This is a genomic window from Bartonella harrusi, assembly GCF_024297065.1.
Classification (GTDB): Bacteria; Pseudomonadota; Alphaproteobacteria; order Rhizobiales; family Rhizobiaceae; genus Bartonella; species Bartonella harrusi.
On record NZ_CP101114.1, the window covers coordinates 385230 to 410702 of the forward strand.

The following is a 25473-nucleotide window of genomic DNA, read 5'->3' on the forward strand; positions in this document are numbered from 1 at the left end:
TTATAGAGAAGTTTATTATGTCCAAAAATGAACAACCTTTTTAAGGTGATGCTTCATTCTTGATAGTAAGATCTACTTTGTTCAAAGCTGTAGATAAATCATTTTGTAGTGCCTTTTCAAGGTCAGTTATTGTGAGACCTTTGTTGTCTTTTGCTTTAATTTTGATGGTCAATGTTTGAGGATTTTTAGCAAAGTCACCAAAAGACTTTGAAATATCTTCAGCTTTATCATAATCTTTTAGAAATATTTTTGGACTTTGTGTCATTATCAGATAGAAATCGTCATAGAGTTCTTTTTTGAGATCGTATTTGCTGTCATTTAGTTTTTGTGCAAGATAAGAAAAAAGCTTATCGATAAAACCAGCATCCGTATAGCGGAAATCAATTTGATTAATTCCAAGTCCTTGAGAAGCAGCAATCATTGTATTTTTCTGACCAGAAAAGAACGTTTTATCAACATCAATAACTTTAGCTGATATTTTTCCAGAACCAATATCTTTGATGTTAAAAGACATAGTATTAAGAAAAATCATACGCTTTTCCTCATCGTAGGCAACATCAAGTTTTCCTGAAACATCAAAGCGTTCAAGGTTCATTTTTTTGAAGAAATCTAAATCTTTTTCTTCTATTTTTTTAGGTAAAATTGAAAAGTTATTGAGAGAAAGAAGAATTTTTTTTGGTATAGGCTGTTTCCACAAACTGGGTTTGAATTGAAATGATTGAAGTGTTGCTTTCAATTGTGGGGTATCAATTGTGGCATTATCAATTTGGGCATCAGCTGAAGTAATGGCGAGCAATGTATTTAGAAGAATATCATTTCGTATTGTTTTTTCAGTGACCTGATTATTCTCCTTTTTTGCTTTAAGATAAGCTTTGATCAATTTTTCAGGTGTCTGTTCAAGTGGCTTCATTTTTAGACCAGATGTTTTAAATTGGCCAAGAGAGAAAGAAGTGCTTTTTTCTGTTTCTTTAACAAGATTGACTATGATATTATTAAGAGAAATAGGGCCGGTAACGGTTTTTTCTTGAGTGAAAGCGTTGTTTTTTCCAAAAACGATAGAATAAGCATAATTAATGTCAATGTCATGCGCTTTTATGGTATCGCTTTTGGCCGTAAGGTGCATTTGTTCAGCATTATTTTCGGCTATTGTTGTAAGGTCCATGTTTTTAATGCTAACAGAACGAATATAACCATTTTTAAAACCAGAAAGCTGAAAATTTTTAACTTCAACTGTTTGGGTTAATTTATTTTTATTTTCTATAGAAAACTGTATATTTGGAGCAACAATTGACGTAAGTTCAATACGCATAATTGATTGCAAAAGACGTGATGTAATCGCGGTATCTTTTTCTTTTAATGATACACTGTTAAGAGAGATTTGAGGAATTTGTACGTGAATATTATTATGTTTTAAATCAACATTGTACAGTGTGAAAGTCCCAGGAATAAAGGAAATAGGAGGGCGAGCAGAAAGAGCACCAATTTTAAGTGATGTGCCAGTAGGGGTAGGGAGTGTAACATTTGTCAAATTGACTTTTCCAAGGATACTGACTTCAGATGTTTCTGCTTTTATAGAACGGTGGGCGAGTTCTCGTCTCACAAAACTGTCAAGATAGGGTTTTACCATATAAAAACCACCAACAACTATAATTGCCAAGATAGCAACAAATCCAATAATACAAGTGAGCCAGTATGTGAGATTACTTCTATATCCGTTATTAAGATTGTCCATCAGTTCTTCTTTCACTTTTATAACTCTCTCATGAGAGCAGAGAGAGATTTCTTTAAGCAACGATAAAGATTAAGATATAGCATATATCCGTTTCAACAGTTATCTATTATCTCTTTTTACCCACTATTGACCTGTAGAGTTATTTCCATCTTTTTTGCAATACGCTTTTACTAACTTTTACCAATTTTCTTTGCTTGCAGCATTTTATAAAAAGCATTTAAATAATAAAGGGAAGGGAAAAGTAGATGCTATTTATAATTTTTTATCGCTTTGAGATGCTCTAAAGTGTATTCATAGCTGCTTTCGTCTTTTTGCTGTTTATAGGAAAACAGTTAAAACATATTATAGTCTAATGGGGAGAGATGGGTATTATGACAGAAAATCAAATAATGGCTTTTTCTATCATTGGTCTCATGATGGTGGTTTTTATTTGGGATCGATTCCGTTATGATCTTATCGCTATTTGCACATTACTGGTTTCTTGCATCGTTGGCCTTGTCAGTCCGAAGGAGGCCTTTAGTGGTTTTAGCAATGATATTGTTATTATTGTGGGGAGTGTATTTGTTGTCAGTACCGCTGTATCACGCTCTGGTATAATGGAGTTTATTATACAGCGCATATGGCCAGATGTAAAATCAGTGCGCCTTCAATTGGCTTTTTTGGTTATTTCTGTCGTATTTTTATCAATGTTTGTTAAAAACATTGGTGCTTTGGCTATCATGCTTCCTATTGCTTTTCAATTTGCGCGTCGTTCTCAGGTTTCACCTTCTGTCTTTTTGATGCCTATGGCATTTGGTTCTTTGCTTGGTGGACTTATGACCCAGATAGGGACTTCTCCTAATGTTGTTATTTCAGCTATGCAAGAACGTTTAACGGGTGTTTCTTTTACCATGTTTGATTTTACACCAGTTGGTGCAGCTGTTGCTACTGTTGGTGTACTCTATTTGGTCTTTTTTTCTTGGCGTTTACCAGTACGTGTGCGTTCAGGTGTATCGTTTGATGATGCAATTGATATTCGTAACTATGTTTCAGAAGTCCATATTCCAGCAAATTCACCAATTGTGGGAAAAACGATTGTTGATCTCGTAAAACCATCAGGTGGTGATGTTATGGTACTTCAAGTTATCAGAAACAAAGTGTCTATTTCACCATTGCCAGATTTTGTTCTGTCTGAAAACGATATTATTTTGCTAGAAGGTTCGCATACAGGGTTGGATAGCGTAATGAATTCTGCTCGTTTGGAATTTTTCTCTGGTCGCCTCATTCCCACGAATGATAAGGACAGCGATGTTGATATTATTGAGGCCGTTGTCACGCATAATTCACCTCTTATTGGTATTAGTGCAAAAGACTTCTCACTGTTTGATCGCTATGTTGTAAATTTGCTTGCCTTAAGTCGTCAACATGAAAGAGTGCGGGGGAGGCTTGGAGATATTGTTTTCCATCTTGGAGATGTGGTCGTCTTACAGGGCCAAGATACGGTTCTGCCAAATTTATTACGAGAACTGAAATGTTTGCCATTAGCCAAGCGTAATATTGTATTTGGTAATTTACGGCATGGTTTTGTCTCGTTAGCCATTCTTTTTATAGCAATTATTTTGACAGCTTTTCATATTGTTCCAGTTGCCTTTTCTTTTTTTTCAGCAGCTGCTGCTATGGTTATCTTTCGCGTTTTGCCAGCGCGTGACTTGTATCAAGCATTAGATGGTCAAATATTGGTTTTATTAGCAACTCTTATTCCTGTGAGTGAAGCGCTAGAGAAGACAGGATGTACCGATCTTATAGGTCAATGGCTCAGCCAATTAGCGGTATTTTTCCCACCATCTGGTGCATTAGCGCTTATGCTGGTTACAGCCATGTTGGTAACACCATTTTTGAATAATGCAGCGACAGTTATGATGGTCGCCCCAATCGCATCAAGTTTTGCTCATTCCCTCCATTATAAGCCTGAAGCTTTTCTGATGGCTGTTGCAATTGGTGCGGGATGTGAATTTCTCACACCCATTGGGCATCAAAGTAATATGCTTGTAATGGCACCAGGAGGATATCGTTTTAGTGATTATCCACGTTTTGGAGCGCCGTTGGCAGTGTTGATAGTCATAGTTGCTGTTCCAATGCTCATGTGGGTTTGGCCATTACAATAGAGTATTTTAGAAATCATAAGTTTTAGTTACAAAAGGTCGTCGATTCGATAAAAATCAATTAAAAAAGATATTTTGTGCAAAGAGGTGTGTTTGCAGTTTTGATTGTAAATAGAGTTTTATCGTAACGTTTCAGCATTTTTTTATTTTGGATAACAAGGCTTGTTTATTTGATTCTAGGTATTTTCAATTATAAAAATGTGGTCATATCTTTTTGTTAAAAATTTTCTAATAGATTGATTTTTCATAACCATTCTACAATAGCGGGTTTGGAAAATATGATGAAAATATTATTTTTAAGGTTTTTAGAAGTAATTCTGGTATATAGAACGAGGAACTAAGAAGGGGCTACAAATAGCTTTTAAGATTATAGAAAAATTTGCATAGTGAATATGAGGGCTATGATGACTTTTTTACAAGAAAGGCTGTAAAAACTTTAATATAAATAAAAAGGCAGTTATATCATTTTTGATTGATGCAGTTGCAAAAGTCCAACCGATTTTTATACAGATGTAAGATTAATAAGTTAGAAATTTTAAGTTTTTTAGTCCATGCGGGCTACCATCTTTTTTCATTTATGCGTACAAGCATAGAAAGTAATTTTTTCAAGGTATATTATATGTCATATGATAGTTTTATTGCTGAAGTTAATGCAGAGGTTCGTCAGGAAAGAGCTCTTGCTTTTTGGAGGCGTTATGGTTTTTCAGTGATTGCTGCAATCATTGTTTTCATTCTGATGATCGTGACTTATCAAATTTATCATCATGAGCAAATAAAAAAAGCTGGTCATATTGGTGATGCATTTTTAAAAAGCCTTGAACTTGCTGATACGGGTCATTTTGATGAAGCGATGAAGCAATTAGAAAATGTTAAAGCCTCTCATTTTGGTGGCTATCCTTTTCTAGCGCGTTTGCGTGAAGCGTCTTTATTTATGGAACAAGGTGATGTCATTAAATCGGTGGAGGTGTTTGATTCTGTTGCAGAGGATAAAGCAGCACCGCAAATTTTGCGAAAAGTTGCAAAAATTCGAGCCGCTTATATATTGGTTGATAGGGGGAGCTTTGATGATGTCAAAAAGCGTGTCGAAGAGATGGCAAATGATATTGATCCTATGCGTATGTCGGCAAGAGAGGTATTAGGCTTAGCAGCCTATAAAGCAAATAAAATGGATGAGGCTGTTGCTTATTTTCGAAAAAATTCTGAAGAAGAGGCAGTAGGATTAAAAATAAAAGATCGGGCTCGAATGATGCTTGAGCTGATACAAGCTGAGGGCAAGGCAAATAAGGAATGAGTTTATGAGCCTTACCATTGCTATAGTTGGCCGCCCCAATGTTGGGAAGTCAACGCTCTTTAATCGTTTGGTTGGGCAAAAGTTGGCTTTGGTTGATGATAAGCCAGGTGTGACGCGTGATCGACGTATTCATGCGGCAAAGCTTCAAGATCTGCGTTTTGATGTAATTGATACGGCTGGGTTAGAAGAAGCGGGTGATCATACACTTGAAGGTCGTATGCGTTCTCATACAAAAGCTGCGATTGATGAAGCAGATCTTATTTTATTTGTGTTTGATGTGAAGAGTGGAATAACACCGAGTGATTTAAATTTTGCTTCATTGGTTCGTAAATCAGGCAAACCGATTGTGCTTGTTGCAAATAAGTCTGAATCAAAGACAGCAACAGGAGGGGAATATGAAGCATGGTCATTAGGTTTGGGTGAGCCTTGTCTGATATCTGCTGAGCATGGTTTGGGTCTTACAGATCTTCGTGATGCAATTATAGATGCTGTTGGGAGCACGCGCGCTTTTGAAAACAACAATGAAGAAGCATATATTGCTGTGCAGCCTGTGTTTGTTGGCGATGATAGAGATGATTTAGAGGAGGAAGGATTTGTTTACGATGAAAGCAAATCCATTCGTATCGCAATTGCGGGGCGTCCAAATACAGGAAAATCAACCCTCATCAATAGCATGTTGCAAAAAGATCGGTTGTTAACAGGTCCTGAAGCGGGGCTTACACGCGATTCTATTTCTGTAGATTGGGAATGGCGTGGTCGCCATATTAAACTTTTTGATACTGCGGGTTTGCGTCGAAAATCAAAAGTCCAAGAAAAATTAGAAAAACTTTCCGTTGCGGATACTTTACGTGCAATTCGTTTTGCAGAGGTGGTCGTAATCGTTTTTGATGCAACGGTACCTTTTGAAAAACAGGATTTACAAATTGCTGATCTTGTGATTCGGGAAGGGCGTGTTCCCCTTATTGCTTTTAATAAATGGGATCTTATTGAAAATAGCCAGGAAACATTGATTGATTTGCATGAGAAATGTAGCCGCCTTCTTCCTCAGGTTCGTGGTTTAAGAGCTGTCCCTTTATCGGGTCAATATGGTCAAGGGATTGATAAACTCATGGAAAATATCACGATGATGCATTGTGTGTGGAATCGCCGTATTTCTACAGGAAAATTAAATAAATGGCTTGAGACTGTCGTTGCGCATCATCCACCACCTGCAATTTCAGGTCGCCGTCTTAAGGTTAAATATATAACACAAGTTAAGACACGTCCTCCTGGATTTGTGATTTCTTGTTCACGGACAAAGGGAATGCCTCAATCATATTTACGTTATCTTTCTAATGGATTACGTGATACGTTTGATATGCTTGGTGTGCCAATTCGCATATCATTACGCGCCTCTGATAATCCTTTTGTACCACGTTTAAAAAAGAAATAATTCTTTTCTCTTTTTAAAGCGAATGAAGCCTGTATTTATGATAAAATAAGTTTTTCCATAAGCATTTTTCTAAATTTTTACATTTTAATATAGAAAATATGTTCATTATTATCAGAAGATAAGGACATTGCTTTTAAGAAAAGAGGAATGTTTTTTATTAAGCAATGTATTGATTTCCAAAAAAGTTTATCATTACATTGAAGGATAAGCCGATTTTCTTAAGACTCTCTTATTTATTGCAAATTTTCTTAATCAAAAGCAAAAGATTCATTGCATCATAGGCTGCGAGGGCAATCAGCACACAGATTAAAACTGATTAAAAAAGGAGACACTCCTTTTAATAAGGCATCCCAATGCTGAGAAAGTATAACAAATGTAAGCAGGAGAAAGGAATATGGAGCTAAAAAAAACATTTCGGTATTTATAATTGTGAGATAAAAATTTTAATAGCAGTTTATTGAAACAAAAACATTTTTTGTACGATTAATCTTAAATCATAAGGACGAAAACTCAGGAAGTTGATGACAGAAATACAAAATATTGGATTCTTTGTGTTTAAGATCTTGTTTCCATAAATTTATTTGCATAACGTCTATCAATGATAGTTCTATGTTGAGCATTAAAAAGAGAGAGGTTTTACCGATACTATTTTTAAATTTTATCATGTGAAAATTTGACAATGGATGAAGGGTACAAGATTTAATTTTTCAAAGAATATTTTATCAATTGTTTCTAAAGTTATGACATCAAATATCATTTTCTAAAAGTAAGAAGGAACATATGCGGCTGCTTATAATGATGGCAATGCATTGGTTTATAACGATAATTTATTGTTTTGCATGTTGAATGAGACCTCCGAATATTGTAAGATTCTCTCATCTCTCATCTCTCATCTCTCATCTCTCATCTCTCATCTCTCATCTCTCATCTCTCATCTCTCATCTCTCATCTCTCATCTCTCATCTCTCATCTCTCATCTCTCATCTCTCATCTCTCATCTCTCATCTCTCATCTCTCATCTCTCATCCTCTTATGTTGAGTCATTAAAAACGATGTTTCTGCACATTATAAGCGGGGCTGTCCGTGTGGGTAAAAACCGTTTAGAAAGGAGAAAAATGCCTTTTATAAATCATCTAAATACCAAGGATCGTCGCAACATTGGGAACCGGTAAAGAGTATAATGGTGCCGGCTTGTACCTTCATAAGTGTAAAGATGGTGACGTTCAATGGCTTTTACGCTATACCATTCACGGGTGCCGTCGTGAAATGGGCTTGGGGGCTTTAAGAGATGTCTCTTTAAAACAAGCCTGTGAATTGGCAACACAATAGCGTTCTATTCTTTATGAAGAGCGTGATCCCATGAAAGAAAATGATAAACAAAAACGTGAGGCAATGCGTAATCTCCATTATTTAAAAGATATTGCTTTGGATGTTTTTGAAAGCCGTAAAGCAGAATTAAAAAATGATGGTAAATGATGGTGAGTGGTTTGCAACTTTAAGACTTCATATTTTGCCTAAATTAGGTTGTATGCCGGTTTCAGAGATGTAAAGGTGTTTGAGTGATAAGATTCATAAAACTGATATGCGATAAAGTGTGATAGTTTTTTTTTAGCGTCTTGACGAACAAATTTGAGAACAATATGATGCGTACGGTTTTGTGAGACAACCTTATACTTTCTTTTGGATTAAGGAGCCAAACATGGTGAAGGGCAGTGAACCAAGTGTACCGCTGCAGGAATCTGAAGGAAAGAAACAGGAGGAATGCTTTCAGTTAGAGGATTTAGAGTGTCGTAGGGAAAACTTAGCAAGAGCTTTGATGCATAAAAGAGCATTAAAAGAGCGAAAGGGTGATAAGGAGGGAGAAGAGTCACAAGGAAAGATAGCCCAGGCCGTTAAGCTTTCCAGTGATTTTTTAGCGAGTGTTATTGTAGGTGCTGTTTTGGGGTTAGGTTTTGATAAATTAGCAGGTTCATTGCCATGGGGGTTGGTATTTTTTCTTTTTCTTGGATTTGCTGCAGGTATATTGAGTATTCTTCGGTCTGTGGGGTATGTTGCTTCCAGTCCATTAAGGCAGAAAGGCGTATTACGCCAAGATAAAGGGGCCGATAAAAGGCCCGATAAATGAGGTTGAAGTGACATCGCACGCTCCAGATCCTATTCATCAATTTGAAATTTCACGGTTGATTAAGATTTCCATAGGAAATATAGATTTTTCTTTTACGAATGTATCGTTTTTTATAGTAGCTACAGTTTTTGTAACTTCGTTTTTTCTCTTTTTTTCATCATCAAGTCGTGGATTAGTTCCAACGCGAATGCAGTCTGTTTCAGAAATGGCGTATGAGTTTGTAGCGTCGACTCTGCGAGAATCCTCTGGTGTACAGGGAATGCAATTTTTTCCTTTAGTTTTTTCCCTATTTACTTTTATTTTAGTTGCGAATTTTATTGGTCTTTTTCCTTACTTTTATACGATTACCTCTCAGATCATGATCACTTTTTCGTTGGCTATGTTGGTGATTTTAACGGTGATAGGTTATGGTTTTTATAAGCATGGAATCGGTTTTTTGAAACTGTTTGTTCCCAGTGGTGTGCCTGTTGTGGTTTTACCTCTTGTGACGATGATTGAGGTTATTTCTTTTCTTTCTCGTCCTATCAGCCTTTCGCTGCGTCTTTTTGCAAATATGCTTGCGGGTCATATTACCCTTAAAGTATTTTCTGGTTTCATTGTTTCAATGATTGGGGTAGGAATCGTAGGGATTGGTGGTTCAATTTTGCCACTTATTATGACTGTAGCGATTACTGCTCTTGAATTTTTGGTAGCATTTCTTCAAGCTTACGTCTTTACAGTTTTAACATGTATGTATCTTAATGATGCAGTTCATCCAGGACATTAATAGAACTGGCGGTTTTCCGTCGAATGGTGCGGTTTCGCTTTAAATTTAAAGGAGAATAATATGGAATTAGTGCTTGCAGCAAAATATATTGGCGCTGGGCTTGCTTGCTTTGGTATGGCGGGGACAGCTTTGGGCCTTGGAAATATTTTTGGTAGCTATCTTTCTGGTGCATTACGCAATCCATCAGCAGCAGATAGTCAGTTTGGTCGTCTCGTCTTTGGTTTTGCTGTGACAGAAGCTTTGGGTATTTTTTCATTGCTTATTGCTTTATTGCTTCTTTTTGCGGTTTAATTACTATAAAGAGGGTGTACCTATTTTCTCATGAGAGGCAGGTATGCCCTTTATTTCTTAACGAAAAAAATGTGAGCGAGTTGTTATCGGTTGTGGGGGGGATTAAGTTGTTGAAGGATGGAGAAGATGTTTATTTCCAGCGTTTATGCACAAACTACTGAAAAGCCGATAGAACATATCAAGAATGTAACAGAGCATGCCGATCGTGTGTTTCCGCCTTTTGATTTTGTGCATTTTGGTTCGCATTTTTTTGGTTAGCAATTTCTTTTGGTCTTTTTTATCTTTTTATTTCTCGTGTCATTGTTCCTCGTATCGGTGGTGTTATTGAAACACGTCGAGATCGCATTGCGTCTGATTTAGATCAGGCGATGCGTATGAAGCAGGAAGCAGATATTGTCATTGAAACCTATGAGCGGAAATTAGCAGAGGCTCGTTTTCAGGCTCATGTCATAGCGCAAGCGGCTAGTGAAGAATTAAAAGAGAAGGTTGAGTTTGAACGCAAGGAAATTGAAAAAATTTTAGAGAAAAAACTAGCCGATGCTGAAAAACAAATAATAAAAATTCGAGATAAGGCTATGCAAAATGTTGGTTCTATTGCTGAAGAGTTAGTTCTTGAAATTGTGAAGAAGTTGGCAGATGTTAATGTCAATAAAGAGACTGTTCGTTCAGTTGTTAAAGTTGCAGATTACTGAAGGATATAAAAATGACTGATACTTTTTGGGCTTTTGTGGGGTTGCTTCTTTTTTTTGCTCTTTTGGTTTATTTTAAAGTTCCGCAGATGGCTATACGCCATCTTGATGTGCGAGCAAAGCGTATAAAAGATGAACTTGATGAAGCTCTTCGTCTTCGCGAGGAGGCTCAAGAGATGCTCGCTGAGTATCAGCGCAAACATGTGGAAGCAGAAAAGGATGCACAAGAGATTATTGCAGCAGCTAAGCATGAAGTTGCAGCTATTATTGCAGAGGCTCATACGAAAGCCGAAGAATATGTAAAGAATCGTAATAAATTGGTGGAGCAAAAAATTGCTCAAGCAGAAGCTGATGCAATACGTATGGTTTCCTCATCTGCTATCGATTTGGCGATTTCCACTGCTCGTATACTTATTGCAAAAGAGTTAGATTCTCATAAAGCCGATGAACTCATTAAGGAGTCTTTTTGTGAAGAAACTCTTACTAAAATGAAAACATCTCTTAATTAAAAAAAGCTAAACTGTTCAAAGAACTTGCTCTTTATAAGAGAGATTCCTTTTAGGAGAGGGACTCTTCTGCAAGATAGGGTTATTTTGCCTTTTTCCTTTTTGTCGCGCGCGACTCATTTGCGTGTTTATTTAGAAAGGTATTTTAAAAGTTTCTAGGTGATTTTTTCTATTGTCTGTGAAGAGCATAACGGTCACCTTATTCAACATCATCGTCTTTACATTTATGAAGTAACAACAAGCATCATCATGATGTTGGTTTGCCTTCAGTGTTTCGACAGTTCTAGCATTAAGACGATTTATAAAAAGCAGTTCTTACCTTTTTCTCAACAATTTTTTATCTAGGCGCTCATTCTTCTTGTAACGTGCAAAGGGGGGATGATTGGTTCAGCATACACAGATTTGCAGTGAAGGAATTTTACGATATTCAGGATTCTCATTGAATATGCAAAAGGATGAATGATTATTATAAACAATATCTTGCATATTTTCGTTTTCGCTTTGCACGTGACGTTCGTGATGATATTCTATATATGCCAATATTAAAAGGCAAACCGTTTTCTTCATTTACATATAAAAATATGATAAAAATAAGATCTGATGCAATATATTCTAAAGTGATGATTATCTGGCTTTTATTTCAGAAGAAATGCTAGCGTAACCGACAAGATTTTTTGCGCGTTTCTCTATTTATGAATTTTCATTCTCATTGGTAGATTATAACTTCAAGTCACTTTTTTAGAAGTAAAAATATGAGTGCGTTAGGTTTTGTTAAAAAAATACCTAGAAAAGCAACCTTAATTTGTAATACATTGGTGTGTTTGCAAATTTTATTCTCTTCTTTGTATTTTCTCATCTATTCATTTTTAACTATGAATCAAAAGAGAATGTTAATTCTTAAAAAAGGAAGTTAAGAGGTGTCATAGAATGATAAATTTTCTTCCTTATTGTTTTGATATTTTGCGTGCTACTGATCGTGATCGCTATATATCGGTTTTGTTTTCTCCTAAAGAAAAGCGTAGAGCATTGGCTGCTCTTTACGCTTTTAATGTAGAAGTTGCTCGTATTCGTGAAACTGTGCAAGATCCCCTTATAGGTGAGATACGATTACGTTGGTGGTATGATTCTATTGCTAATGGTGAAATGCAAGAGAATACAAATAATCCGATTTTAAATGATTTATTGACAGCAATAACTCTTTTTAATTTACCTAAGACAGCTTTTTTACGTTACTGTGATGCGCAGATTTTAGATCTTTACCACAATCCAATAGAAACACTTCATGATCTTGAATCCTATTGTTGTGAAACAGCAAATATCATTTTACAACTTTCTTGTCAGATATTAGACCCTGATACGGCACAGGATTTTACAGATATCTGTAAATATGGCGGTCTTGCTCAAGGCTTAAGTGGTGTGTTGCGTCTTTTATCATTTATGCAATCACGATATCAATATTATTTACCTACTGATATGCTAAAGGCTGTAGGAGTGGATAGGAAAGATTTAGAAGACAATCGTGCAAATGACAAACAAAAATGCTTTATTGTTGAAGCTATGGTAGCGGTATCGCAAAGTCATTATGCCAAGTTTTACGAATATTCTAGTACTTTGCCTAGAATACTTAAACCAGCATTTCTTCCATTGGCAATTATACCAGCATCTCTTAAAAAAGCGGTACAATTGGGAGCCGGAGTTTTTCAAGAAAGTGCAGCTTTATCATTGATTCGTCGTTATTGGTTAATAACGAAAGCGGCCATAAGCGGTAATTTTCCAAGGATATTATAAGAATAAAAGCGTTTTATCAGGGACAGAAGAATAAAGCTAAATGCGTTGGGAATAATTGCAATGACTCGTGGGAAAGTAAGTGCTTGTGAGTTGAGCACGCAATATTATAAAGTAAACCCCTTTTAGGAAATACTACGAATGCATTGATAAGGACGATCGAACGGTTAACATTGGATTTGGTAAGAAGGTATCATGTACTCCTTTTGTTTTGTGCCGTGTGATCAAATGATTTCGAGAATATAAAATGTAAGATCAAGTTTTGAAATACATAGGCTGGTTCTCTGGTGATATTGAGAGGTTTAGTAGATAATGTATCATCTTCTTGTAGAATATGATTTCTATTTTATAAAAGAAACCTCTCTAGTCTACAGGGAAATATTTAGCTGTAGGCAAATCATAAGACTACAATAGATGTTTGTTATCACGACAATATTTATAGTCTCAGCTTTATGGGGAGCATTTTATTTTATTACAAAACAGTTTTCCAGTTTAGCTCTATTCTTTTCCTATAGACCAGAAAATTTGCAAAGAATCTTATCATTTATAGAGTTTTTACTTATCCCGATACTAAGAAAAAAGACATCCCTTTCGTTTTTCCATTATAGAAGAAATCTTAAAGACCACAAATCAGTTACAGAATTTTTACGGGAAAGTGTTAAAGATCTGATTATAAAGAGTGCTGTTAATTTCCAAAGGATGTTCTTCATGAGCAACTTGCAGCATTTCTAGTCTTAGATCTTCTCTTATTACACTATCTATCTTGGTACGGATATCGGGTGAAAGGGTATGAGGGGTGATGTCTGTAGGCATGGTTATGGTCTTTATTTGATAAACAATACGTTTTGTCGCAACTGGGCCTTTTACGATACCATAATGACCTTTCGGACCAGAAAATAATGCTCTAACGCCTTCAACATCAAAGATTCCAGATGAATCTTGTCGATGTATGGTTTGTGTTGTTTGTTTTTTAACACCAAGTGTACGGGCAAGAGAAATAAAACTTTTTCCTTCAGCGAGTTGTTTGAGAGCATTTTGAGCTTTTTCATCAAGAAGTCGCTGAATTTCCTCATTTTTCCATTGAGAAAGTGCCTCTTGCTTAGCTTCTTCAAGTGTTCTATCGCGTTCTGGAATAATTTTATCGACCTTATACCAGAGATATCCGCCTTTTTGAAGGGTAAGAGGATCAAGATCGACACCTTCATTTGCTTGATAGAACGCATTCAATAAAATATCTTTCTGAGGGAGATCTGTGAGTGTTTTGCCCTCAACTGTTTTACCTGTCCTATCAAGAGTTATTGTACGCAGAGGTAATTTATATTGGTCAGCAAGTTCTTTGAGAGAAGCTCCCTCAAAACGGGCGTTTTCAATTGCTGTATAATTGTTACGTATAACATCCACAGCACGATTTTGAGCGAGTGTTTGGCGAATATTTTCTTCCACCTTTTCGAAGGGCATTGGAGCTGAAGGTTCAATATCTGTTAAACGAATGATAACAGGACCTTGTAAATCATTGATGACAGCACTGACTTGTCCTTGTTTGAGTTCAAAGATTTCAGATGCAAGATGACTAGGAAGTTCGCTTTCTGTCAGAGGTCCTTTTTTTATGTCATTGAGAGTCTTATTTTCCGCTTTAACCAGCTCATCAAAACTCAAGCCACCGGCTATTTTTTTTGCTGCATTATCGGCAGCTTCACGTGTAAAGAATCGCAATTCTTCGATGGTGCGTTTTTCAGGATTCATAAAACGCGAGGTATTTTGTGTATAATAAACTCTCGCTTCATCTGCTGAAATATCTTCGGGTTTTACAATCTCATCTGCAGTCATAGATAACAAAGAAACAGTACGGTACTCTGGAGCACGAAGTTCACTTTTATGTGCTTCAAACCATTTTTGCAGGGTTTCTTGATCGGGATCAGGATTTACTTCCTTCTCTTTAAGATCAATAATGAGATAATCAGCGATACGGGCTTCTTTTTGATAAAGAGCAAATGCTTTATAAAACAGATCTGGTGTCTTTATTCCGGATAGTAAAGCGGAAATAAGTTGGTTACGCTTTTCTTTTTGGGCATAATAATCAAGAAAATTGTTTTCGTTGATTTGTAGATGCTGAAGATAGTTACGAAGCAAATTGTGATCAAAGGCTCCATTCATTTGAAACATATTATCAGCACCAAGAATACGAGCTATTGCATCTTTTGAGAGACTAATTTTCATTTTACGCGCTTGTTCATCAAACAGGACATTTTGTTGTAATTGATTAAAAACAAAAGCGGGGATTTTATATTGCTGCATTTCGCTTGGTGTAAACATTCGTCCAAAATGAGATGCGAGTGCTAAACGTGCGCTTTGATCGGCAAGTGCGAGGCGATAACCATCAACAGTTATTGTGGACTTTCCAGAAGTCATCAGGTCTCTTTCACCCTTTGTGCGTAACTGTGGTATTCCCCATAAAAGGATGAAGCATAAGAGCAAAATAGCAAGAAAAATCTTGGCAACCCAAGAGTTTGTAGCATTTCTCATGATGTCAAGCATTGTTCAATTCCATTTTTCGCATGCGTTATTATCAAAGCAGTAATGGAATTTGCAATAAAGATACGAAAGATGCAAGCTTAAAGACTTGCTTTCACTTTATAATTTGATACCTATGAGATGAAGTATATGTTGTGATAATTTCTGAGGTGAAAATATGTCTCCAAATATTCGGCCTTTTATTGCTGGAAATTGGAAAATGAATGGAACCGGTGAATCGCTTGGAGAATTGCGTGCCATTGCTGCTGGTGTGAGCTCTGATTTAGGCCGTTTATTGGAGGCGCTTATTTGTGTTCCAGCAACACTTTTATCGCGAGCTTCTGATACGTTAGGTGGTGAGAACTTCCTTTTAGGAGGGCAAAATTGTCATTTTGATGATCATGGCCCTTATACTGGAGATATTTCAGCTTTTATGCTTAAAGAAGCAGGGGCGAGCCATGTCATTATTGGCCATTCAGAGCGTCGTACATTTTATCAAGAAAATGATGCAATTGTTTGTGCTAAAGTGCAAGCAGCATGGCGAGCAGATCTTGTTGCTCTTGTTTGTATTGGTGAAACATTAGAGGAGCGAAAAAGTCATAAAGTATTGGATGTGCTCACGTGGCAGCTTGAAAGGTCTTTGCCAGATGGCGCAACAGCAGAAAATATGATTATTGCTTACGAACCAGTATGGGCTATAGGAACAGGCAATACGGCGACTTCAGCAGATGTAGCAGAAGTGCATCATTTTATTCGTAATAAGATATGTTCTCGTTTTGGTGATGAAGGAAGTAAGATGCGTTTGCTTTATGGTGGATCAGTAAAACCATCCAATGCATTTGAGCTATTGAGTACTGATCATGTTAATGGGGCTCTGATAGGTGGAGCAAGCTTGAAAGCAACGGATTTTTTAACTATTTGCGATGTTTATCGTAAATTATAACAAAGGAATCTTGGTTTTCCCTTGGAATATGTGTTATTTCTGTGTAAAGAGCCGTGAAGAGTTATTTAAAGAGCAGGGTTTATGCAAACAGTACTTATTGTTATCCATTTTTTGGTTGTTATTACTTTAGTTGGTGTGATCTTAATTCAGCCTTCGGAAGGCGGTGGGCTTGGTGCAAGTAGTGGTTCTGGATTGATGAAAACGCGTGGGACAAAAAATCCACTAACACGTTTGACCGCTGTTTTAGCTGGGTGTTTTTTTGCAGTGTCCATTGGACTTACTGTTGTGGGGAGCATATCAAACTCGAGTTCTGATATTCTCAAGCGTATTCCGGTTAACTCAGAACAAAATACAAATAAAGAGACTGAAGGGGGTCCCTCATCTGATGGTAAAGCTCAACCTTCTATTCTTGAACAGCTAGGGGGTGATTCAACTTCCCCTCAGGAACAGAAAAAATCTACAGTTCCTGAAGTTGAAAATCCAGTTCCTGAAGTTCGAGAAAATCCAGTTCCAGATAACAGTGTAAAATAATTTTACAAAAATAGGGATTTTAAAAAAGGTGATTTTTTCACCTTTTTTATTTTATAGAAGAAAAGTTGTTTCTTTTTGCATTTTTTGCTGGAAAAATTATTATAAACTGCTTATCATCATAAGCCCATGGCACGTTATGTTTTTATTACTGGTGGTGTGGTTTCCTCTCTTGGAAAAGGCATTGCAGCGGCGGCATTAGCTGCACTATTGCAGGCTCGTGGATATCGGGTACGGCTTCGCAAACTTGATCCTTATTTAAATGTTGATCCAGGGACGATGTCTCCTTATCAACATGGTGAGGTTTTTGTAACCGATGATGGTGCAGAGACGGATCTTGATCTTGGTCATTATGAGCGTTTTACTGGGTGTTCTGCGAATAGCCAAGACAATATTACGACAGGGCGTATTTATCAAAATATCATTGAACGAGAACGACGTGGTGATTATTTGGGGGCAACAGTCCAAGTAATTCCTCATGTTACCGATGAAATTAAAAAGTTCATTACTACCGGACATGAAGAATTTGATTTTGTGTTGTGTGAAATAGGTGGAACGGTTGGTGATATTGAAGCTATGCCTTTTCTAGAAGCGATTCGTCAGCTTCATAATGAATTACCAAGACAAAATGTTGTTTATGTACATCTGACATTAATGCCTTATATTCCTTCGGCGGGTGAATTAAAAACCAAACCAACACAACATTCCGTTAAAGAGTTGCAAGCAATTGGGATTGTGCCCAATATTTTGTTGGTGCGTGCAGATCGACCTATTCCGGAAACAGAGCGGAGCAAATTATCACTTTTTTGTAATGTTCACTCAAATGCAGTGATTCAGGCATTGGATATGCCAACGATTTATGATGTTCCTATAGCATATCACAAAGAGGGGTTAGATTCAGCCGTTCTTTCCGCTTTTGGAATGCATGCGACTCCTAAACCACAAATGAACCATTGGGAAGATATTACACATCGAATTCACCATCCTGAAGGAGAAGTGGTCATTGCTGTTGTTGGAAAATATACCGGATTGAAGGATGCTTATAAATCTCTCACCGAGGCTATTGCCCATGGTGGTTTAGCCAATAGAGTGAAGGTTAATATTGAATGGATTGATGCAGAGCTTTTTGAAAAAGAGGATCCGGCATCGACTTTACAAAAAGTTCATGGAATTTTGGTGCCTGGTGCTTTTGGAGCACGTGGTGCAGAAGGTAAAATTCGAGCAATTCAATTTGCACGGGAACGTAAAGTTCCATTTTTAGGTATTTGTTTTGGAATGCAATTGGCTTGTATAGAGGTTGCACGTAATATTGCTCAAATTGAAAATGCGTCATCAAGTGAATTTTGCGAAACCAACAATCCGATTGTAGGTTTGATGAGAGAATGGCTCAAAGGGGATATTCTTGAGAAACGGACACAATGTAGTAATCTTGGTGGGTCGATGCGTCTTGGAGCTTTTCCCGCTGAATTAAAAGAAAATAGCCATATTGCCAAGATTTATGGGACAACAAGGATTAGTGAGCGACATCGTCATCGTTATGAGGTCAATATCGATTATAAAGACAAGCTAGAACAGTGTGGTTTAATTTTTTCTGGTATGTCACCCGATGGTATTTTACCAGAATCAATAGAATACGCAGATCATCCATGGTTTATTGGTGTTCAATATCATCCAGAGTTGAAATCACGTCCCTTTGAGCCACATCCACTTTTTTCTTCTTTTATTGAAGCCACTATAGAACAAAGTCGATTGGTTTAGCTCATAAATCAGTTTTTTGCTTTTTGAGGGATAAAATGTCTGAACCAAACACCATTGTACAAGTTGGGAATGTTGTATTTTCAAATGACGCTCCTTTTTCATTAATTGCCGGACCATGTCAGATAGAAAGTCGAGAGCATGCTTTTGAAATGGCAGGCCGAATTAAGACGATTACAGATCAAGTTGGCATTGGGTTTGTTTATAAATCAAGTTACGATAAAGCCAACAGGACATCCTTAGGGGCAGCACGTGGTATTGGTCTTGAAAAAGCAATGACGATTTTTTCTGATTTGAAAAAGGAGTTTGGTTGTCCGGTATTGACTGATGTACATACAGAAGAGCAATGCACGGTTGTTGCTTCCACGGTAGATATTTTGCAAATTCCTGCTTTTTTATGCCGTCAAACAGATCTTTTGATAGCGGCTGCCAAAACGGGACGTGTTATCAATATTAAGAAAGGTCAGTTTTTAGCTCCGTGGGATATGGAAAATGTTTTAAAAAAAGTCATAAAAAGCAGGAATTCAAATGTTATGCTTTGTGAACGAGGCACTTCATTTGGTTATAACCGGCTTATTTCTGATATGCGTTCATTGCCTATTTTACGTTCATTTGGTGCTCCTGTTATTTTTGATGCAACGCATTCTGTTCAGGAACCCGGTGGTCAAGGCAATTCATCTGGTGGACAGCGTCAATTTGTTGAAGTTTTGGCTCGTGCAGCTGTTTCTGTTGGGGTGGCAGGTATTTTTTTAGAAACGCATCAAGATCCAGATAATGCACCTTCTGATGGACCTAATATGATTAAAATTGATCATTTACAAAGACTTCTTGAGACTTTAGTGGAATTTGATTATCTGTCGAAGAAAATGAATTGAACAGAGACGATATTTGATCATTATGACGTTTAAAATGAATCAAGACTTTTGTTGGATAAGGAAACGCACATGACTATAATTGTTGATATCATTGGACGTGAAGTGCTCGATAGCCGCGGTAATCCAACGGTAGAGGTTGATGTTCATTTGGAGAATGGAGCTTTTGGCCGCGCTCTTGTGCCCTCAGGGGCCTCGACCGGAGCCCATGAAGCGATCGAGCTTCGTGATGGTGGAGTGCGCTATCAAGGGAAAGGTGTTGAGAAAGCGGTTGCAGCAGTCAATGGCGAAATTCTTGAGGAACTTGGTGGGCGAGATGCAAGAAACCAAATCGCTATTGATCAAGCAATGATCGCTTTAGATGGAACACCAAACAAAGCACGTCTTGGTGCGAATGCCATTCTCGGCGTTTCATTAGCTGTTGCAAAAGCAGTTACAGAATCATTAAATTTGCCTTTATATCGTTATATTGGTGGTACACAGGCACATATTCTTCCGCTACCAATGATGAATATTATCAATGGTGGTGCTCATGCTGATAATCCAATTGATTTTCAAGAATTTATGATTATTCCTGTTGGTGCACCCACACTCAAAGAAGCGGTTCGCTATGGTGCTGAAGTTTTTCATACATTAAAAAAACGTTTAAAAGATGCCGGACATAATACCAATGTTGGTGATGAAGGTGGTTTTGCGCCCCAATTTAAAAATGCGGAGCAGGCAATAGAGTTTATTATAGAAGCCATAAGAGCATCTGGATATAAACCAGGAGAGCAAATTGCTCTTGGTTTAGATTGTGCATCAACAGAGTTTTATAAAGATGGTTCATATTTTTATAAAGGTGAGGGTAAATGCCGTGGTATTCAAGAACAGGTGGATTATTTAGCGCAACTTGTTGAAACTTATCCCATTATTTCAATTGAGGATGGGATGGCTGAGGATGATTGGGAAGGTTGGAAGTTACTTACGAATTCGATTGGTAAAAAATGTCAGCTTGTTGGCGATGATTTGTTTGTCACAAATTCTGCGCGTTTGCGTGATGGTATTAAAATGGGCGCTGCCAATTCTATTCTTATTAAAGTAAACCAGATAGGGACATTGAGTGAAACGCTTGATGCTATAGAGACAGCTCATAAAGCAGGTTATCGTGCGATTATCTCGCATCGTTCAGGTGAAACGGAAGATTCTTTCATTGCTGATCTTGCGGTTGCAACGAATTGCGGGCAGATTAAAACGGGTTCGCTTGCGCGCTCAGATAGATTAGCAAAGTATAATCAGCTCATTCGTATTGAAGAAATGCTAGGAGAGCAGGCATGTTATGCGGGTAATTGGAGCGTTGTATGATGAGTTTAAGATTTTAAATTGTGATCTCATTGCGATTATAATATTCATTTAACAGTCAGATATATATGCAACGATTTTATAGGTGCTAAAGATGAGAGGTATAATTATCAATCAAGAACAAGGGGTTTATCTTATCTCTGGTGATGATTGTAAGCGTTATCAGTTTGCAACTTTGGATTGGTTAGGAAAAAATCCACCTAAGTTAGGTGATGCCGTTGATTTTGTGTGTGAAGAAGGCAATGCTAAATCTGTTTTCCCATTGTTGCAACAAGATTCAGATCCTACAAGACCGATGCTTACACTCATTTGTTGGTTTACGGGTATATTTGGTGTTCATCGCTTTATGATTGGTAAAGTTTGGACTGGTGCTTTAATGCTTATTCTATCTCTATCCATTGTCGGATTGATAATTACAGGGATTTGGGCCATTGTTGATTTTATAATCATTACGGCTGGAAAATTTAGAGACAAAGATGGGAGACAAATTACACGTTGGTAGAAGCTATGTGAGTACTGATTATATGCACGCAGTAAGGTTAATCGGCATATCATCCTATCAAGTTAGACAATGATCTCTCTATGCGAAACATATGGGAAAGAGCTTTATAGGTAATCAAGGAAAAAAGGTCGATGATTGGTTGAGATCAAGAGGTCTATCTTGACTCCGAGGATGATGGTAAGGGCTATCAATTTTTGAGTAAGGATTGATTAGGGAAAAAGCGCCGAATATAGGGGATGATATTGATTTTGTGCAGTGAAGGAGACAGTATTAAATCTTTTTTCCCTCTTTCGATTCAAAAAAATCAGAACAATCAAGGTTGGCTTTGGCACTTATTTGTTTTTGTTGTGTATTTGAGATTTACCACTTTATGGCAAATAAATTGGAAAATGGCCTTATAATGTTTTTTCTAAGCGTAAACAATTATAGGAACAATTATAACTATACTTTGGGCGTTTATTGATTTTATAGTTATTTTATCTGGATATTTTAGAGACGCAAATAATAATAAAATTACAACGTGGTAGAGGTCTGTCGTATAAAGTATCAATAATATGCGTTGCCATTTACTTTTATAGAGTAAATCTGTTGATTGTGTAATATGAAAATTGTTATTTTATATATTGATAAAATTATGTATATTTGAATAAAAAATGTATTGTTCTTCATAAAAGCAATGAAATTATAATTAAGATCAGGTTATCTTATACTTTGTAGAAGTGGTAATTTTTTAACGGTTTTAATTATATTTGTCATACGGGATACGGATTGTATCGAGGGAATAGAGTTTATCAATTATCATCAAGTTAGAAAAAGAGCTTTTTTATAAATAACTATGAGCAACAATTTTATAGGTGGTGAAGATGAAAGGTGAAAATATTATTCAGAATAAAAGAAGTTAACTTATGTCTGATGATGATAAACGTTATCACTTTTAAAGTGAGGATCGGTTAGGAAACAAACGCCAAATATTGGTGATACCGTTGATTTTATGTGTGAAGGTGATACCATTAAATCTACTCTTCCTCTCTCGGTTGGCAGCTAGTCACAACTATCAGGAACAGTGCGAGCAGTGCTTTCTGTGGGAGGGATTAGGTATTTGCCGTTTTATGGTTGGCAAAACAGGGACAGGAATCGCGATGTTTATTCTAAATGTGATAATTATAGGAGCGGTTATAGAGGTTATAGAATTGCACATTAGTAAAAGCTTTGTATACAAGGTGATAGCATTTATTTTTTTTGTAGATAATGTAGTACAACAAAGTTTATCGGGTATGGATTTGGTAATGGGATATTAATTAAAATTATATAGAGTTGAGCGAAATATATAAGAGAATTGTGCTATAAAGTGCTATAAAGACAGTGCTATTTTATGTGGACAAAGCAAAAACGCAGATCGGTAAAAGTGCGCTTTGTACTCCCATTGATGACTATGGGGGTTTTGAGCTATTTCAGTTATCATATTTATCATGGTGAGTATGGGTTGTATTCACGAAGTGAAGTTAATAAACAGATTATCGAATTAGAAGAGGAACTTCATAGAGTAAAATCTAAGCGGATGTTTATTGAAAAGCGTATTTCTCTTTTACGCAACGGGCATATCGAAAGAGATATGTTGGATGAGTATATCCGGAAGAATTTAAATTTTTCCAAGCCGAATGAATTAACAATACTTATCCCCTTCAATGATACGAAAAGTTAATGAGACTCGCTTCAATTCAAGAAATATTTTAACACAATCACTTGTGATATTCTCTAAGCTTATTGATAGTGCTTGTAACTTTTGTTCGTAAAGGTTATTCCTAGATAATTACAAAAGGGAGTTTAATATGGCAGAAAGGTCTAAAAAAGGTTCTGCGTCGGTGGTGCATAATGCATTATCAAACACCACCAAGAAAGCGCCATTAGCTATTTTTACAAAAGAAGAAGAGATTGATGCTTATCGTAAGATGCTTTTAATTCGCCGTTTTGAAGAAAAAGCAGGCCAACTTTATGGTATGGGGCTGATTGGTGGTTTTTGTCATCTCTATATTGGACAGGAAGCTATTGTTACTGGAACGCTGAAGGCAGCAAAAGAAGGTGATCAGGTTATCACCTCTTACCGTGATCATGGGCATATGTTGGCGGTTGGTATGAGCCCGCGTGGTGTTATGGCCGAACTAACGGGGCGTCAAGGCGGGTTTTCCAAAGGGAAAGGGGGGTCAATGCATATGTTTTCTAAAGAAAAGAATTTTTATGGTGGGCACGGTATTGTTGGTGCGCAAGTTCCGATTGGTTCTGGTTTAGCATTTTCGAATCAATATCTTGGTAAAGATAATGTAACATTGGTGTATTTTGGTGATGGCGCTGCTAACCAAGGGCAGGTTTACGAAAGTTTTAATATGGCTTCTCTGTGGAAGCTTCCTGTTATTTATATTATTGAAAACAATCAATATGCGATGGGAACATCTGTTGCGCGTGCTTCGGCGGAGACGGATTTTTCTCGTCGTGGTCTTTCTTTTGAAATTCCAGGTATTGTTGTTGATGGTATGGATGTTCGTGCAGTAAAAGGAGCTGCTGATGAAGCAATTTCTTGGACGCGTTCCGGTAAAGGGCCGTTCATTCTTGATATGCAGACTTACCGCTATCGTGGTCACTCGATGTCTGATCCAGCGAAATATCGCTCCAAGGAAGAGGTTCAGAAAGTAAAAGAAGAGCACGATCCAATTGATCAGGTGAAGACGCGGATCCTGGAAAAAGGTTGGGCGAGTGAAGACGATTTAAAATCTGTTGATAAAGAAGTCCGTGCGATTGTTGCAGATGCAGCAGATTTTGCGCAAAAGGATCAAGAGCCAGATGTCTCTGAGCTCTATACTGATATTCTAGTTTAATGCGAGGGAAGCGAGTATGTCTATTAATATTTTGATGCCTGCGCTTTCTCCAACGATGGAAGAAGGTAAGTTATCTAAATGGCTCAAGAAAGAAGGTGATAAAGTTAGTTCTGGTGATGTGATTGCCGAAATTGAGACTGATAAAGCAATGATGGAAATAGAAGCTGTTGATGAAGGCACGCTTGGTAAAATTTATGTTCGTGAGGGTTCTGAAGGTGTCAAGATTAATACTGTTATTGCTGTATTGTTAGAAGAAGGTGAAAGTGTTGAGGATCTTTCACAGACTGACAGTTCTTTGAATTTGCATCAAAAAAAATCCAAACAAGAATCTCCGTCTCTTCCACCGGCGGTCCCTGCGTCTTCTGCTTTTGAAACGCGTTCTGATTTAGATATTCCAGCGGGGACATCAATGGTTACCATGACAGTACGTGAAGCGCTTAATCAGGCTATGGCTGAAGAAATGCGGCGTGATGAGCTGGTTTTCTTATTAGGTGAAGAAGTTGCACAATATCAAGGCGCTTATAAAGTAAGCCAAGGTTTATTGGAAGAATTTGGAGAACGTCGCGTTATTGATACACCAATTACAGAGCATGGCTTTGCAGGGTTAGCTGTTGGTGCTGCTTTTGGAGGGTTGCGTCCTATTGTCGAGTTTATGACATTTAATTTTGCTATGCAGGCAATTGATCAGATTATCAATTCTGCGGCGAAAACCCGTTATATGTCTGGTGGACAAATGACTGCTCCGATGGTTTTTCGTGGGCCAAATGGTGCTGCTGCGCGTGTTGGTGCTCAGCATTCTCAGTGCTATGCGGCATGGTATGGTCATATACCAGGTCTTAAGGTTGTCATGCCTTATAGTGCGGTGGATGCAAAAGGTTTGCTAAAGGCTGCTATTCGTGATGACAATCCTGTTATTTTCCTTGAAAACGAGATTTTGTATGGTCATCAATTTGATGTTCCTCAAATAGATGATTTTGTTTTACCTATTGGTAAGGCGCGTATTCATAAATCTGGACAAGATGTTACAATTGTTGCATGTGGGATTGGAATGCATTATGCCGTTCAAGCATTGCCAGAAATTGAAAAGCTTGGTATCGATGTTGAATTGATTGATTTACGGACCATTCGTCCAATGGATCTTACAACGATTGTCTCTTCAGTTAAAAAAACAGGTCGTTTGGTAACAATTGAAGAGGGGTATCCTCAGTCATCTGTTGGAACTGAAATAGCAACACGTGTTATGCAACAAGCTTTTGACTATCTTGATGCGCCAGTTGCGACAATTTCTGGTAAAGATGTTCCAATGCCTTATGCCGCCAATCTTGAAAAGTTGGCTTTGCCTGACATTGCTGAAATTGTTGAAGCCGTTAAGGCTGTGACTTATAGAGCGTAA

At 37.2% G+C, this 25473-nt stretch carries 20 protein-coding genes and 2 pseudogenes; 20 read left to right on the top strand and 2 right to left on the bottom strand.

What is annotated here, in order from left to right:
• Positions 1 to 40: 40 nt before the first annotated feature.
• Positions 41 to 1732, bottom strand: coding sequence for an aq_1923 C-terminal domain (locus NMK50_RS01785; protein WP_254770638.1), 1692 nt, complete (start codon positions 1730 to 1732; stop codon positions 41 to 43).
• Between the two features lie 371 nt (positions 1733 to 2103).
• Here NMK50_RS01785 and NMK50_RS01790 point away from each other — a divergent pair, with 371 nt between their 5' ends.
• The 10 genes and pseudogenes from NMK50_RS01790 to NMK50_RS01835 all read left to right on the top strand — a co-directional run bounded on the left by NMK50_RS01790 (position 2104) and on the right by NMK50_RS01835 (position 12761).
• Complete coding sequence (locus NMK50_RS01790) at positions 2104 to 3876, top strand: SLC13 family permease (protein ID WP_254770639.1); 1773 nt, start codon at positions 2104 to 2106, stop codon at positions 3874 to 3876.
• Positions 3877 to 4492: 616 nt separating this feature from the next.
• Positions 4493 to 5164 (top strand): tetratricopeptide repeat protein, encoded by a 672-nt coding sequence (locus NMK50_RS01795; protein WP_254770640.1) that lies wholly within the window; start codon positions 4493 to 4495, stop codon positions 5162 to 5164.
• Between the two features lie 4 nt (positions 5165 to 5168).
• On the top strand, positions 5169 to 6596 hold the full coding sequence (gene der, locus NMK50_RS01800; RefSeq protein WP_254770641.1) for a ribosome biogenesis GTPase Der: 1428 nt from the start codon (positions 5169 to 5171) through the stop codon (positions 6594 to 6596).
• 1115 nt (positions 6597 to 7711) lie between these two features.
• Positions 7712 to 8142, top strand: a pseudogene (locus NMK50_RS01805) (integrase arm-type DNA-binding domain-containing protein); the annotation flags it as partial.
• Positions 8143 to 8295: 153 nt separating this feature from the next.
• Complete coding sequence (locus NMK50_RS01810; protein WP_254770642.1) at positions 8296 to 8721, top strand: AtpZ/AtpI family protein; 426 nt, start codon at positions 8296 to 8298, stop codon at positions 8719 to 8721.
• A gap of 7 nt (positions 8722 to 8728) precedes the next feature.
• The gene (locus tag NMK50_RS01815) at positions 8729 to 9487 is read left to right on the top strand and encodes a F0F1 ATP synthase subunit A (RefSeq protein WP_254770643.1); all 759 of its coding nucleotides are present in this window, start codon (positions 8729 to 8731) and stop codon (positions 9485 to 9487) included.
• Positions 9488 to 9547: 60 nt separating this feature from the next.
• Entirely contained in the window at positions 9548 to 9778 is a 231-nt protein-coding gene (locus NMK50_RS01820) for a F0F1 ATP synthase subunit C (protein WP_006589457.1), read from the top strand.
• 126 nt (positions 9779 to 9904) lie between these two features.
• Positions 9905 to 10470: pseudogene (locus NMK50_RS01825) on the top strand (F0F1 ATP synthase subunit B).
• 11 nt (positions 10471 to 10481) lie between these two features.
• Positions 10482 to 10976, top strand: a complete 495-nt coding sequence (locus tag NMK50_RS01830; RefSeq protein ID WP_254770644.1) for a F0F1 ATP synthase subunit B — start codon at positions 10482 to 10484, stop codon at positions 10974 to 10976.
• 924 nt (positions 10977 to 11900) lie between these two features.
• Positions 11901 to 12761: a phytoene/squalene synthase family protein gene (locus tag NMK50_RS01835; protein WP_254770645.1), complete on the top strand. Its 861-nt coding sequence runs from the start codon at positions 11901 to 11903 to the stop codon at positions 12759 to 12761.
• 642 nt (positions 12762 to 13403) lie between these two features.
• On the opposite strand, the gene NMK50_RS01840 is transcribed toward NMK50_RS01835, so the two are convergent.
• Positions 13404 to 15293 (bottom strand): peptidyl-prolyl cis-trans isomerase, encoded by a 1890-nt coding sequence (locus tag NMK50_RS01840; RefSeq protein ID WP_254770646.1) that lies wholly within the window; start codon positions 15291 to 15293, stop codon positions 13404 to 13406.
• A 154-nt stretch (positions 15294 to 15447) separates the two neighbouring features.
• On the opposite strand from NMK50_RS01840, the gene tpiA reads away from it, so the two are divergent.
• The 10 genes from tpiA (at position 15448) to NMK50_RS01890 (ending at position 25473) form a co-directional block, all read left to right on the top strand.
• Complete coding sequence (gene tpiA / locus NMK50_RS01845) at positions 15448 to 16212, top strand: triose-phosphate isomerase (RefSeq protein WP_254770647.1); 765 nt, start codon at positions 15448 to 15450, stop codon at positions 16210 to 16212.
• 81 nt (positions 16213 to 16293) lie between these two features.
• A complete protein-coding gene (gene secG / locus NMK50_RS01850) occupies positions 16294 to 16743 on the top strand; it encodes a preprotein translocase subunit SecG (RefSeq protein WP_254770648.1) in 450 nt (149 codons plus the stop codon).
• Positions 16744 to 16869: 126 nt separating this feature from the next.
• Positions 16870 to 18498, top strand: coding sequence for a CTP synthase (pyrG, locus tag NMK50_RS01855; RefSeq protein WP_254770649.1), 1629 nt, complete (start codon positions 16870 to 16872; stop codon positions 18496 to 18498).
• Between the two features lie 35 nt (positions 18499 to 18533).
• Positions 18534 to 19370 carry a 3-deoxy-8-phosphooctulonate synthase gene (kdsA, locus tag NMK50_RS01860; protein WP_254770650.1) on the top strand — a complete coding sequence of 279 codons (837 nt, stop codon included), beginning with the start codon at positions 18534 to 18536 and terminating at the stop codon, positions 19368 to 19370.
• 69 nt (positions 19371 to 19439) lie between these two features.
• Positions 19440 to 20711, top strand: coding sequence for a phosphopyruvate hydratase (eno, locus tag NMK50_RS01865; protein WP_254770651.1), 1272 nt, complete (start codon positions 19440 to 19442; stop codon positions 20709 to 20711).
• A 91-nt stretch (positions 20712 to 20802) separates the two neighbouring features.
• A complete protein-coding gene (locus tag NMK50_RS01870; RefSeq protein WP_254770652.1) occupies positions 20803 to 21210 on the top strand; it encodes a TM2 domain-containing protein in 408 nt (135 codons plus the stop codon).
• A 1109-nt stretch (positions 21211 to 22319) separates the two neighbouring features.
• Positions 22320 to 22508, top strand: a complete 189-nt coding sequence (locus NMK50_RS01875) for a hypothetical protein (protein WP_254770653.1) — start codon at positions 22320 to 22322, stop codon at positions 22506 to 22508.
• Between the two features lie 74 nt (positions 22509 to 22582).
• Positions 22583 to 22912 carry an FtsB family cell division protein gene (locus tag NMK50_RS01880; RefSeq protein WP_254770654.1) on the top strand — a complete coding sequence of 110 codons (330 nt, stop codon included), beginning with the start codon at positions 22583 to 22585 and terminating at the stop codon, positions 22910 to 22912.
• A 127-nt stretch (positions 22913 to 23039) separates the two neighbouring features.
• Positions 23040 to 24080: a pyruvate dehydrogenase (acetyl-transferring) E1 component subunit alpha gene (gene pdhA / locus NMK50_RS01885; RefSeq protein ID WP_254770655.1), complete on the top strand. Its 1041-nt coding sequence runs from the start codon at positions 23040 to 23042 to the stop codon at positions 24078 to 24080.
• 16 nt (positions 24081 to 24096) lie between these two features.
• Complete coding sequence (locus tag NMK50_RS01890) at positions 24097 to 25473, top strand: pyruvate dehydrogenase complex E1 component subunit beta (protein WP_254770656.1); 1377 nt, start codon at positions 24097 to 24099, stop codon at positions 25471 to 25473.

Bases quoted from the DNA above. Each gene is read 5' to 3' on its own strand.
- NMK50_RS01785 (WP_254770638.1), bottom strand. From the start codon at position 1,732: ATGGACAATCTTAATAACGGATATAGAAGTAATCTCACATACTGGCTC.
- NMK50_RS01790 (WP_254770639.1), top strand. From the start codon at position 2,104: ATGACAGAAAATCAAATAATGGCTTTTTCTATCATTGGTCTCATGATG.
- NMK50_RS01795 (WP_254770640.1), top strand. From the start codon at position 4,493: ATGTCATATGATAGTTTTATTGCTGAAGTTAATGCAGAGGTTCGTCAG.
- der (WP_254770641.1), top strand. From the start codon at position 5,169: ATGAGCCTTACCATTGCTATAGTTGGCCGCCCCAATGTTGGGAAGTCA.
- NMK50_RS01810 (WP_254770642.1), top strand. From the start codon at position 8,296: ATGGTGAAGGGCAGTGAACCAAGTGTACCGCTGCAGGAATCTGAAGGA.
- NMK50_RS01820 (WP_006589457.1), top strand. From the start codon at position 9,548: ATGGAATTAGTGCTTGCAGCAAAATATATTGGCGCTGGGCTTGCTTGC.
- NMK50_RS01830 (WP_254770644.1), top strand. From the start codon at position 10,482: ATGACTGATACTTTTTGGGCTTTTGTGGGGTTGCTTCTTTTTTTTGCT.
- NMK50_RS01835 (WP_254770645.1), top strand. From the start codon at position 11,901: ATGATAAATTTTCTTCCTTATTGTTTTGATATTTTGCGTGCTACTGAT.
- NMK50_RS01840 (WP_254770646.1), bottom strand. From the start codon at position 15,293: ATGCTTGACATCATGAGAAATGCTACAAACTCTTGGGTTGCCAAGATT.
- tpiA (WP_254770647.1), top strand. From the start codon at position 15,448: ATGTCTCCAAATATTCGGCCTTTTATTGCTGGAAATTGGAAAATGAAT.
- secG (WP_254770648.1), top strand. From the start codon at position 16,294: ATGCAAACAGTACTTATTGTTATCCATTTTTTGGTTGTTATTACTTTA.
- pyrG (WP_254770649.1), top strand. From the start codon at position 16,870: ATGGCACGTTATGTTTTTATTACTGGTGGTGTGGTTTCCTCTCTTGGA.
- kdsA (WP_254770650.1), top strand. From the start codon at position 18,534: ATGTCTGAACCAAACACCATTGTACAAGTTGGGAATGTTGTATTTTCA.
- eno (WP_254770651.1), top strand. From the start codon at position 19,440: ATGACTATAATTGTTGATATCATTGGACGTGAAGTGCTCGATAGCCGC.
- NMK50_RS01870 (WP_254770652.1), top strand. From the start codon at position 20,803: ATGAGAGGTATAATTATCAATCAAGAACAAGGGGTTTATCTTATCTCT.
- NMK50_RS01875 (WP_254770653.1), top strand. From the start codon at position 22,320: ATGGTTGGCAAAACAGGGACAGGAATCGCGATGTTTATTCTAAATGTG.
- NMK50_RS01880 (WP_254770654.1), top strand. From the start codon at position 22,583: ATGTGGACAAAGCAAAAACGCAGATCGGTAAAAGTGCGCTTTGTACTC.
- pdhA (WP_254770655.1), top strand. From the start codon at position 23,040: ATGGCAGAAAGGTCTAAAAAAGGTTCTGCGTCGGTGGTGCATAATGCA.
- NMK50_RS01890 (WP_254770656.1), top strand. From the start codon at position 24,097: ATGTCTATTAATATTTTGATGCCTGCGCTTTCTCCAACGATGGAAGAA.